At 33.1% G+C, this 10961-nt stretch carries 6 protein-coding genes and 1 pseudogene; 4 read left to right on the forward strand and 3 right to left on the reverse strand.

Features of this window, described 5'->3' with window-relative positions; genetic code table 11:
• Nucleotides 1-69 precede the first annotated feature (69 nt).
• Nucleotides 70-477, reverse strand: a complete 408-nt coding sequence (locus ACPK8D_RS15650; protein ID WP_424718782.1) for an FkbM family methyltransferase — start codon at nucleotides 475-477, stop codon at nucleotides 70-72.
• A gap of 983 nt (nucleotides 478-1460) precedes the next feature.
• Here ACPK8D_RS15650 and ACPK8D_RS15655 point away from each other — a divergent pair.
• From ACPK8D_RS15655 to ACPK8D_RS15670, 4 genes are all read left to right on the forward strand, one after another.
• On the forward strand, nucleotides 1461-2738 hold the full coding sequence (locus ACPK8D_RS15655; RefSeq protein WP_424718783.1) for a radical SAM protein: 1278 nt from the start codon (nucleotides 1461-1463) through the stop codon (nucleotides 2736-2738).
• Complete coding sequence (locus tag ACPK8D_RS15660; protein WP_424718784.1) at nucleotides 2716-2991, forward strand: hypothetical protein; 276 nt, start codon at nucleotides 2716-2718, stop codon at nucleotides 2989-2991. Before ACPK8D_RS15655 ends, ACPK8D_RS15660 begins: the two co-directional genes overlap by 23 nt.
• Nucleotides 2992-3141: 150 nt before the next feature.
• Nucleotides 3142-3273, forward strand: a complete 132-nt coding sequence (locus tag ACPK8D_RS15665; protein WP_424718785.1) for a CRISPR-associated endonuclease Cas1 — start codon at nucleotides 3142-3144, stop codon at nucleotides 3271-3273.
• 143 nt (nucleotides 3274-3416) lie between these two features.
• Complete coding sequence (locus ACPK8D_RS15670; protein WP_424718786.1) at nucleotides 3417-3746, forward strand: CRISPR-associated protein Cas1; 330 nt, start codon at nucleotides 3417-3419, stop codon at nucleotides 3744-3746.
• Between the two features lie 595 nt (nucleotides 3747-4341).
• Here ACPK8D_RS15670 and ACPK8D_RS15675 read toward each other — a convergent pair.
• Together ACPK8D_RS15675 and tnpC are read right to left on the reverse strand one after the other, a co-directional pair.
• On the reverse strand, nucleotides 4342-9015 hold the full coding sequence (locus ACPK8D_RS15675) for a tetratricopeptide repeat protein (RefSeq protein ID WP_424718787.1): 4674 nt from the start codon (nucleotides 9013-9015) through the stop codon (nucleotides 4342-4344).
• Nucleotides 9016-9438: 423 nt separating this feature from the next.
• Nucleotides 9439-10872: pseudogene (gene tnpC, locus ACPK8D_RS15680) on the reverse strand (IS66 family transposase).
• Nucleotides 10873-10961: the final 89 nt, after the last annotated feature.

The following is a 10961-nucleotide window of genomic DNA, read 5'->3' on the forward strand; positions in this document are numbered from 1 at the left end:
AAAACCAGGTTTTTCCTAAATTAATGAAAGTTTCAGAATTATTTTCCATGAGGAAACCCTATTGATAGTTCAAAATTCGAGATTTAGAGATCCAATTTTGAGTTTTGGGATGAGCTCATCATCTAATTTTTTTGTATCCACCATGATATCTTCAATAATTGGATCCTTCGTATCATATCTTCTAAGTTTAAGGCCGCTATATGCTGGATTATTTATTACATGTTTAAAAGTAGATTTCCCATTTTTGTCAGATAAGGCTAAACGATATATTTTCGCATCTGGATACCTGGTTTGGAGGTCTTCAAACAGCTCTGGTATTGGTTCGAAAGCATAGTGTATGCCCTTTGGTGAGATACGCTGCATTTGCGATAAAAGCGTACCTGCATGAGCACCAATATCAATGCAGTTTGAATTTTTGCTCAATACTTTTTCCATAACCATTACTGTTTCTTGATCATATTTGTCATTTATATCCATCTTTTTAACCTCAAAATACAAGGGTTATAAAATTTATCCATTTTTGGGATATTTAATAAGACATTAATTTCAGATTTATAAATATCTAATATTATGTAAAAACATTATTATATATAATAAGAAAGGTGAATTGTGGAGGAAGATAAGACTTTAGGTGCAAAGACTATAAAATCAAAAGTTATATGTTCATTATATTTTACTTCTATATTTATTATTTTTGCAACAGAACCCGTTTTTTCTTTGTAGGGCAACTTTTTAAAAAAGAGGCGCTGTTGATCTGTTGCAGTAGTGCATACTTTAAAATTATCTTTATATTTATTTATGAAATTAGAAAGTTAATTTAAGATTTTATAAATCTAAAAAGTGATACTGCGAGAATTTTTCAGTAGCGTTGTGTTTTTTCGAGTTACCTATAACCAAAAAACACAGTTCGAGGGGTGGGATTCGAATCCACGAATACCTTCTTAAACGGATCTTAAGTCCAACATCTAATATGAACGAAAGGAATTCACTTTAACTAATGAAGAGGCAACGGCTTTATTAAATGAGCCTCGCCTGGATTCTGGTGGTTTGGCAATCTGCAGGTAAAAGTATTGCCTGATGGGACTATAGAAGGATCAAGTACTGCTGACATAAAGAGGCTTAAAATCGATCTATATTCAGATATTGCAGACAATGCCCCTATTCCACTGCCAGACAGATTCAATATATAGTAAAGGACGGGTCAGTATTACAAATATCAATTAACGGAGATCTGGAAACATTCATTCATGGAGCCGTCCCACCTCCAGATAAATACATCAAAGAGAAAAACGTAAGTGTAATGGAAGAATATTTCTCACGTATCTATACAGTTGTCCCGGGACTTGAAATAATCAGGTGACATCAAATTCAGATAGTGAATTTGTTTTTGATGGAATAATTCTACAGAAAGTATCCTTAACTGAAAAATAAGGTCTGAGGTTTTGCAAGTGAAATATTTGATGATCAATGGAAAAAGAGAAGAAATCCCTCCTTTTCCACATCATAAGGCTTACATCTACAGGAGTAAGCAATTCTTTTTTGCTAAAGGAATGTCAACTCGTTTAACAATGGGCAATTTCATTGCTTTGAAAGAGCAGTACAATGGATTTAAAAATAAATGTTCTATTCCAAGGGTCCTTCTGGTAGACCCGACCAGTAACTGTAATTTGAAGTGTAAAGGGTGCTGGTCTAAGGATTATGAGAGTGGCCATAATATTTCATATGAAAAGTTAGATGATATATTAAATCAGGCTGAAGAACTGGGAATCATGGATTGTCTGATGTCCGGTGGTGAACCTTTACTCAGGAAAGACGATATTCTGAAACTATGCAAAAAGCATAACAAAATGACATTTGGGGCATTTACCAATGCCACTTTGATCGATGAAGAGTTTGCCGATGAAATGGCTAAACTGGGCAATTTGAATGTCTTTGTTAGTATTGAAGGGACAAAGGAAGAAACAGATTTCAGAAGAGGGGCGGGTGTTTACGATAAAGCGATCAGGGCTATGGATATTTTAAAATCCAGAGGCATTGCATTTGCTTTTTCATCTTGCTACCATTCAAAGAACTATAAGACCATAGCCAGCGATGAATTTCTTGATTACATGCGCCAGAAAGGTGCCTGGTTTGGCTGGTTATTCCAGTTTATGCCAGTAGGAAGCAGTGCGGATACTTCTTTAGTATGTACTGCCGAGCAAAGAGCATACGTACATGAAAGAATCAGGGATTACTGCATAAAACACAATTATGTGGTCATAGATTTCTGGAACAATGGACATCTGTCTTTCGGGTGCATTGGTGCAGGTGTTGGTTTTGCTCATATCAATGCTAAGGGTGACGTTGAACCATGTGCATTTTGCCACTATTCCGATTCAAACATATATGAAGTGTCGCTTGTTGAAGCTCTCAGGTCTAAATTCTTCACGACTTTCAGAAATGCCCAGCCATTTTCGAAAAACCCATTAAGACCCTGCCCGTTGATAGATAATCCGCAAGCAATCATTGATGTAGTTAATGCAGCCGGGGCAAAGTCAACCCATCTGGCCAATCCGGAATCGGCTGAAGCTCTTGCGATGAAAAGTTTTGAGAGAGCAAAAGAGTGGGAAAAAGTATCAGAAGAACTATTCAGAAAAATGCCGAAGCATGTCCATAAAAACTTCTCTAAGTATTTGAAGTACTGTGCTTTTAAGAAAAGATTGATAGGAATAACCAATGGAAGAAGAAAAAAGATTTGATGCCGAAGTTTACCAAACAGGCAGTTCTATTGCCTGGAACATACTGGCTCATGGTTTTAGAGGTAATGCAAAAACCTGGAAAAAACAAATCGATTTCTTTTCAAAATACTATAACTTGCTTGTTCTGGAAATGCACAGGAGAAAAGATAATGAAGATCTGCACCTGGATAAAGTCTGTAAGTTTATAGATAATACATTAAACCACTACAAAATAAAAAGCTTGCTTCCTGGCTTATTTCCTTTAGTTCATTAATATGCTTACGATTTGCTGTACTATATCCCGAAAAGTAAATTCATTAATAATGGGCTGGGGAATTGTTAAGTTCAATTTGAAAACAGGGTTTCTGCTTTTCTTAGCAATAACTTTCAAAAGATTATGGGTTCAGGAGGTAAGATAAACACCATGCTCAATTATGGCTATTCGTTGCTTGAATCTGAATGCCTGAGAGCCATTAATTCGGTGGGTCTGGATGCTCACGTAGGTTTTTTGCATGAAATGACACCAAGCAAGAACAGCTTAGCTTATGATCTCTAGGAGCCTTTCAGGCTCCTTGTGGATCTGGCTGTAATCAGTCTGGTTGAAAGTGGAGCTATGGGAAGTAAAGACTTTATCAGGACTGAGAATTACAATCTGAAATTAAAGCCTACAGTAGCAAGATTGTTAATGAGTTTTCCAATATGCTGAACAAAAAAGTAAGTTACCAGGGAAAAGAAAGCATTTGGAGCTATGTTATCTTTTTGAAGGTAAGAGAATTAGCCCATTATCTCACAAGCAAAAAGGAAAAACTGGATTTTGTTAAACCTGAATATGAAATTGAGAGAATTGATTCTTACGACATAAGGCAAAAGATTCTCAGTATATCTTATGTTGATTGGAAGAAACTAGGGTTTTCTAAAGGAACTTTACATTATATGAAGCAGAATGCCAAATCAGATAAACCATTTACTCTTAACAGCCATGTTTTAGAAAGGGTTAAGGCTTGGGAAAACTTGGTTTCTGGGGGTTAGGTTTTAAGAGTTGAGAGGCATGTTTTAAGATTAAGGGGATAAAAAAACCTAAATGCTTCTTAAAAAACTCTTTTTTAACTTTTTATGATTTTTTAACTTGATTTTAAACTTTTTTACTCGTTTTTAAAACTGCTCTTTTTGCAAAAAGTTTTTTAAAAAAATTCCCCAAAGTTTGAACAAATATTTCACAAAATTCCTATAAATTAAAAAAATCGTTTTTTACAAACGAAGTAAAACATTAAGGAAATTAATAATCTCCGTATTTTTGAGTTACACAACAACTAAGGAATAAAGAAGATACAATTTCATGATTTTTGTTCTCGGTATTGTCTTCAGCAATGGCTATGAAGTCATTCCCAAAGTGAATATTTGAAATTATATTTTTACCATTCCTAAGTTACACAACAACCAAAGAAGCTGGGGTATTTTTAAAGATATTTACATTGCATGAAGCAAAATCTAAAAGTGATAAGCTTTTACTCTTAATGATCATTTTGATGTGGATTAAGGTTTGGAAAAAAATTGTTTCAGGGCTAAGATTTAATGGATAGCTACTTTTTAGGTGAGGATTAAAAGGATAAAGGTCGATAAGATTTCAAGAAACAATCTTTTGGAAACTTTCTTCATCCCATAAACCTTTGAAATCGGGATCATTTTTTGCTTTCTCTTTGTATGATCCTTCAATATTTATAGCACGATTTAAATTGTTAAGACTTTCTTCTTTTTTACCCATTAGTAAATAAAAACAAGCCAAATTATATAAAGTGTCTTCATTTTCAGGCTCTATTTTTAATGAGTTAGAAAAAGCTTCAGAAGATTCATTAAATAATCCCATTTTGGAAAGAATTACTCCTTTAAGACTCCATATATAAGCAATATCTGATTTCAAGCTCAATGCTTTTTCAACATTATTTAAAGCCTCATCTTTACGATTTAATTTTAGGAAAACGGCAGCTTTGTTACATAATACTTTCAAGAATTCAGGATTTAATTCTAGTGCTCTATCATAAGCATTGATTGCATCTTCATTTCTATTAAGTTCAACAAAAATATTACCTTTTGTGAACCACATATCAGCATCATTTGCGTTTATTTCAAGTGCTTTATCAATAACATTCAAGGCTTCAGAATATCTTTTTTCATGAAAAAGGATAATGCTTATAAATTCTAAAATTGGAGCAGACGGTTTTAAAGATAATGATTTTTCGATTGCTTTAAATGCCTCACTCTTTCTACCAAAATGATAAAGAGCTCCTGCCTTAAGACCCCAAATGTCAGCGTATTCTGGATCTATATCGAGTATTTTATTAATCAATTCCAGCTCTTCGCTACGCCTGTCAAGGAGATTAAGGCAAGCAGCCTTTTTTGCCAGTTTGTCTACATCATTAGGAGTATAATACAATATTTGATCAATAGTTTTGAGAGTTTCTTCTGTCAAACCTAGTTTGCTAAGAACTGCGTATTTGTCATTCAATAAATCAAGCAAGTCTGTATTTATTTTTAGTCCATCGTTGTAGACGTCTAATGCTTCTTCAAATCTTTTTGATTTTTCATATATGATGCCTTTATTATGCCAAGCAGCCACATTTTTTGGATTTATTTCTAGTTCTTTATTATAAGCTTCTAAAGCCTCCTCTTTCCTTCCAAGTTTAGAGAGCACGCAAGCCTTCTGATAATAAATATTTTCTAAATTGGGATTGATTGAGATTGCGATTTCTAAGGCTTCAAGTGCTTCGCTGTTCAAGTTAAGCTTACTACAAATTCCACCTTTTAAATACCATCCATATGCAAAGTCAGATTTCAATTTCAATAAACTATTGATGGTTTCAAGTGCTTCTTCATCTCTGTTTTGTTGATATAATACTGAAGCCTTATTAGACAATGAATCTTGTAATGTTGAATTTAATTGTAATGCCTTGTTATAAGAATCCAAAGCCTCATTATCCATACCTAATTTAAGGAGTATATTTCCCTTTGTATTGTGTGCATGCGTATAATTAGTTTTTAAATTAATTACTTTGTTAATAACTTCCAAGGCTTCATCATTCTTTCCAAGCTCATGAAGAGTCAGACATTTTTGATACCATAATTTATAGTCAAAAGGGTTAAATTCTAAAGATTTTTCAATTTCTTTAAGAGAGTCAATTTCCTGATTGAGTTCAAAAAGAATCTGTGATTTTCTAGACAAGTTATTAGCAATCTCTGATTTTAATCCTGAAGCTATATCAATAGATTCTAATGCTTCTTCATCTCGACCCAAATTTGAAAGGATAAGACTTTTAAGTCTAAATGATTTAGCTGAGTTAGGGTTTATTTCAATTGATCTCTCGACAGCTCCAAGTGCCTCAATATATCTTTTAAGTTTAAAAAGAACCTTTGCTTGTAAAAACCAAACTTGAAATTCATCGGTTTTTATTTTTAATATTTCATTAGCAGTATCAAGAAATTCGTCGTCATTACTAAGTTTGGAAAGAAGAAGTACTTTTAAATATAATGCACCGACGTCTGAAGGTTTTAATTCCAATACTTTATTAACTGCTGTAAGAGAATCGTTAATATTACCCAATTCTTTAAGAGTTATAGACATAAGATGCCATGCGTTAGCATATGTAGGATCAATTTCAAGAGCTTTATTAAAACAAACAAGAGCCTCATTATATTTTTCTAGCTCAATAAAAATAGATCCTCTTTTATACCAATTTAGAGCACTTATTGGATTAATCTTTAAAGCCTCTTCATAAGATTTCAACGCCTCGTCTTTAAAATTAAGCTTATAATAAATAAAAGCTTTAATAGACCACCCTTTTTCACCAAATAGATTCAACTCCAAGACTCTTTCAATTGACTTGAGTGCCTGTTCATAGTAACCGAGTTTAAGTAAATTATTTGCTTTCAAAAGCCATAGCTTACTATCTCCAGGATTCAACATTATTGATTCGTTAATTATTTTAAGTGCTTCTTCATTTTTATTCAGATTGTTAAGAAATACACATTTGATGTAGTAATCTTTATCATTATAGTCAGGTTCTATTAACAAAGGTTCAGTAATTGAAGCTAATGATTCATTCTGTATTTTAGGTTTCAAATACCTACTAAATTCACTAGAATCTTCATCTATAGCATCCTCTTTCAATTCAATTGTTTTCTCCATCGCTTTCAAAGCATCATCGTTTTGTTTTAGAGAAACGAGAATGTTGCTTTTAAGATTCCAATATATTGGATTATTTGGGGTTTTTTTAATTAAGGTTTCAGTAGCTTCAAGTGCCTCATCGAAACGTCCAATAGTGTAAAGAATGACTGCTTTAAGATAACAATATCTTATGTCAAATTCTAGCTCTAAAGCTCTTTGAATTGATTGAAGTGCTTCATTATATTGATCAAGATGAAAATAATTAAGGGATTTGCCATAAAATGCATAAGCATAGTCGGGATTTAGTTCTAAGGCTTTTTCACTAGATAATAATGCTTCTTTGAATTTGCCAAGAAAAATAAGGATAGCACTTTTAACTAACCATGTTTTGGCTATATTTGATTTTATACTCAGTGCCTTAGAAACAGCCTGAAAAGCAGCATCATATCTTTTTAACTTCAGAAGAATAATACTCTTGAAATCCCAAGCTTCAAAACTATCACTTTTTAGTTCCAATGCTCTTTCAATTGAGTCAAGTGCTTCCTTTTCTCTTCGGAGACTAAAAAGAATATTGCTTTTTAAATACCATCCGTTTATTTCTTGAGGCTTTATATCTAATATTTTATTAATCGCTTCTAATTCCTTGGTTATTTGGCCAGTTTCATTATATATAATCGCTGTAAGATGCCAGGCTTCTTCATAATCAGGATTTCGTTTAATTACTTCACTAATTGCATAAAGTGCTTCTTTATAATTCAAAATATAATAATATACCCTTCCTTTTTTATACCAAGCTAATATGTTGTCCTTATCAATACCTATAACTTTATCATAAGAATCTATAGATTCTTTGTATTCCTTTAAGTTGGCTAAAGCATTGCCTTTATTATACCACGCAAGGTCATTTTTTGGATTAATTTCAATAGCCTTTTCACATAATTTTAAGGCTTCTTCATGTTTACCAAGGTCACCAAATGCGCTACCTTTGCATGTCCAAGCAATATCAAACTCGGGAAATATTTCTATTGCCTTATCAAAAGAACTTATTGCTTCATCAAATTTTTTAAGTTTAGAGGCCAGCATATGCCCCCTATTAAACCACACAATTGGATCATTAGAATTTATTTCAATTCCTTTGTCTAAAGCCTCCACTGCTTGCTCAAACATACCCATATCTGATAGAACCTCACCCTTAAAGAAATGGACTTCATAGCAGTCTGGTTTTGATTTCAGAATATCCTCACAAATCTCTAGTGACTTTACGTAATTTCCTATTAAATGGTGTAAATGTGCACGATCGAAAAGATCTAAATTTCTTTTCGAGCCGAAATTTTTAATTGTCCACAAATCTGCATCTAAACTACTAGAGGTATCTTGTTTATCAGAATATTGGCACTTATCACATGAGGAAGATATAATTTCAGAGGAACTAGTAACAGTATTACTCATTGTCAAATTACTATAAGGAATGAAGAATTCACATACTTGAGTTTCTGACTCTTGGCTTTTTTCTTTAGAGTCAATCTTCCTTAGTAAATAAATTATTTCATTAAGAGATTTCTCATTCTCTTTATGGTATTGCCTGTTTAACATCCGATTTATCTTGATTTCTTCCAGCATCTTGTCTTGATACTTGGCAAGCCTGTGCAATGAAATCTTAAAGTAGATTTTAACTTTGGAATCAAGTGCTAAAAGATCCTGTTCTTCGTTAATAATCATATCAAGAGATTCCAGACAACATTCAACAAGAATGAAGAAGAGCTTTGGAGCTACAGTAGATATTTTTTCTCTTTGGGTAAAATAAAATGCAAGTTGTTCACAAAAATCTTCTTTAACTTTTTCCAGATTGTCTATGTTTTCGTAATCAGATAAACCAAAAGAGTATATTCTATTTACAATCTCCAATAATTCCCTAGATTTAAGAAACTCATAATATTCTTCCGGTTTGATAATGGGAGGAAGATCCTGAAAAGCTCCTTCAATGAGCAAAGTGAAATTAGCCTCGTTTTTCGCTAGACGTTCGTTAATATCCTCTTTCCTGAATGTCAGGTCTCCTACTTTATCACAGGTGTTAAGTATTAAAGAATATAGTCCATTAGTTAATAAGCCTAAGAGGACTGATACTGTGTAAGGATCCATAGGTAAGCCTTAGAACAATGAATAGGAAATAAGATAAATCGAAAAACTTGAGATTTGATACTTGTTGTTGCTGTTATGTTCTCATCTCTATTAAACTTTTATAAATAATCTAAAGTGGAAATTTTGATGAAATTATATTGACATATGAGGAAAAATTAATATGTATGCTCGATTTATTCTCAAATTATGAATGTACAAAAATTCGGCTTTTTATTAGATATTTTATAAATAAAAAAAATTAGTTTTTGCTGAGGCAACTTCTAAAAAGAGATAACTTTTTTGGTCAAGGCAACTTCGTAAAGAGATGTAACTTATTTTTCGACTAATTAACTTTGTAAAATCTGGTTGTACATTAACTTTGCATTAGCGTACAAAAAATACAACCTATTTTTTGACTAAATTATAAAAATAAAAGGTAACTATTCAGGGTATAGTTAGCGGCGCTCCTTTGAGCGCCGCAAGAATACCCTCTATAACAGGCAAACTATTCTTTCTGATTGTAGAAATGTATGCTCTAATTCTGCAGAAAGCTTCCGCTCCTTGTGTTGTTCTGAAAGTTCCTGATATTTTCTGCTGTAGTTTCATCATTCTGATGTCTCTTTCTGCCTGATTATTCTCAAATGGAACTCTTAAATCCTTCAGGAATCTCAGAATTTTTTCTTTGTATTCTATAAACCTATCCAGTAGATTCCTGGCCTTGGTTTTTGGATTCTTACCACGTTTTCCTTGTTTTTCGGGGTTTAGAGAAGGTGGGTTTTCTTCAATTCCTTTCCTGATGATAGCATCGAACCTTTTTTCCAATGTTTTAATTAGCTCAAAATCCAGATCTTTGACTTGCTCTTTGCACTCATCAGTATATTTTTTCATCTCAGTGAGTAGTTCATTCATCTCTTTAGCCCATTGCTGTTTATAATTCTCTTCAATTCCAGTAAGTTCTCTCTGGAGATGAACGTTACAAAGAGCATGATTACATTCATAACTGTTATAGGGTTTCCATCCATCATGAACTGCTATTCCTTTAAACTCTGGAAGGATTCCCATAGCATCCATTGCTTCTGATCCTCTTTTACGATGAGCAAAATAACAGGTGTATTTGTCATTAGAAGCTACATGAAGCCAATGTCTTTTTCCCTCAACTTTCATCCCAGTTTCATCACAATGGATAACAGGAGAAGTTATTAACTTCTCCTTACTCATGTTTTCAAATTCCTCTAAATTCTGGAAACATTCTTTTTCTGCTCTGATTATGGTAGCAGAACAGATTTTTATCCCCATAATGTCATCAAAAAACTCGGAAATCCTTTCATAAGGTATAAACTGATAGTTTTTACAGTAAATTGCTGAGGCTAAAATATTGGGACCATATTGAACTGGATATTTTACTGATTCTGGAAAAACAGCTTTATTTAACTTTCCACAACAAGGACAGGTCTTAATCTGACTTTGATGTTCTGTAACTGTGAGACTCACAGGAGGAATATCAAAAACCTGTCTTTTCTCATATGCTTTAACTTCAACATCCTCAAGAGTATGTCCACATTCTTTGCAACAGGTCAAAGAATGTTCAATTAGCTACTCAGGATCATTAACCATATCAAGAGTAGTGCCTGGATGACCTTCTTGACCTCCAGGTTTCTTGCCGGTCTTTTTACGGCGACTCTTGGGATTGGGTTTTTCGTTGATAAAAAAGTCAGTAGAAGGAGGTTTACTGCTGTTTCTACTATTTTGATTTAACCGAGATTCTAAGGCTATCAATCTCTGGGTGAGCTCTTTAATTTGAGATTCAAGGCTCTCAATGTAAGCTACAATAACTTCAGGATTTGAAGCACACAGAGCAAGAATCTCTTCACGTTTCATAAAAGAAAAAAATAATTCATTTTATATCCAATTTTTCCTCGGAACGAGGAAAAATTGTGGAGCCCTAACAAGGCTACCTGAATAGTTAC

Source organism: Methanosarcina sp. (genome assembly GCF_049706645.1).
In the GTDB taxonomy this organism is placed as follows: Archaea; Halobacteriota; Methanosarcinia; order Methanosarcinales; family Methanosarcinaceae; genus Methanosarcina.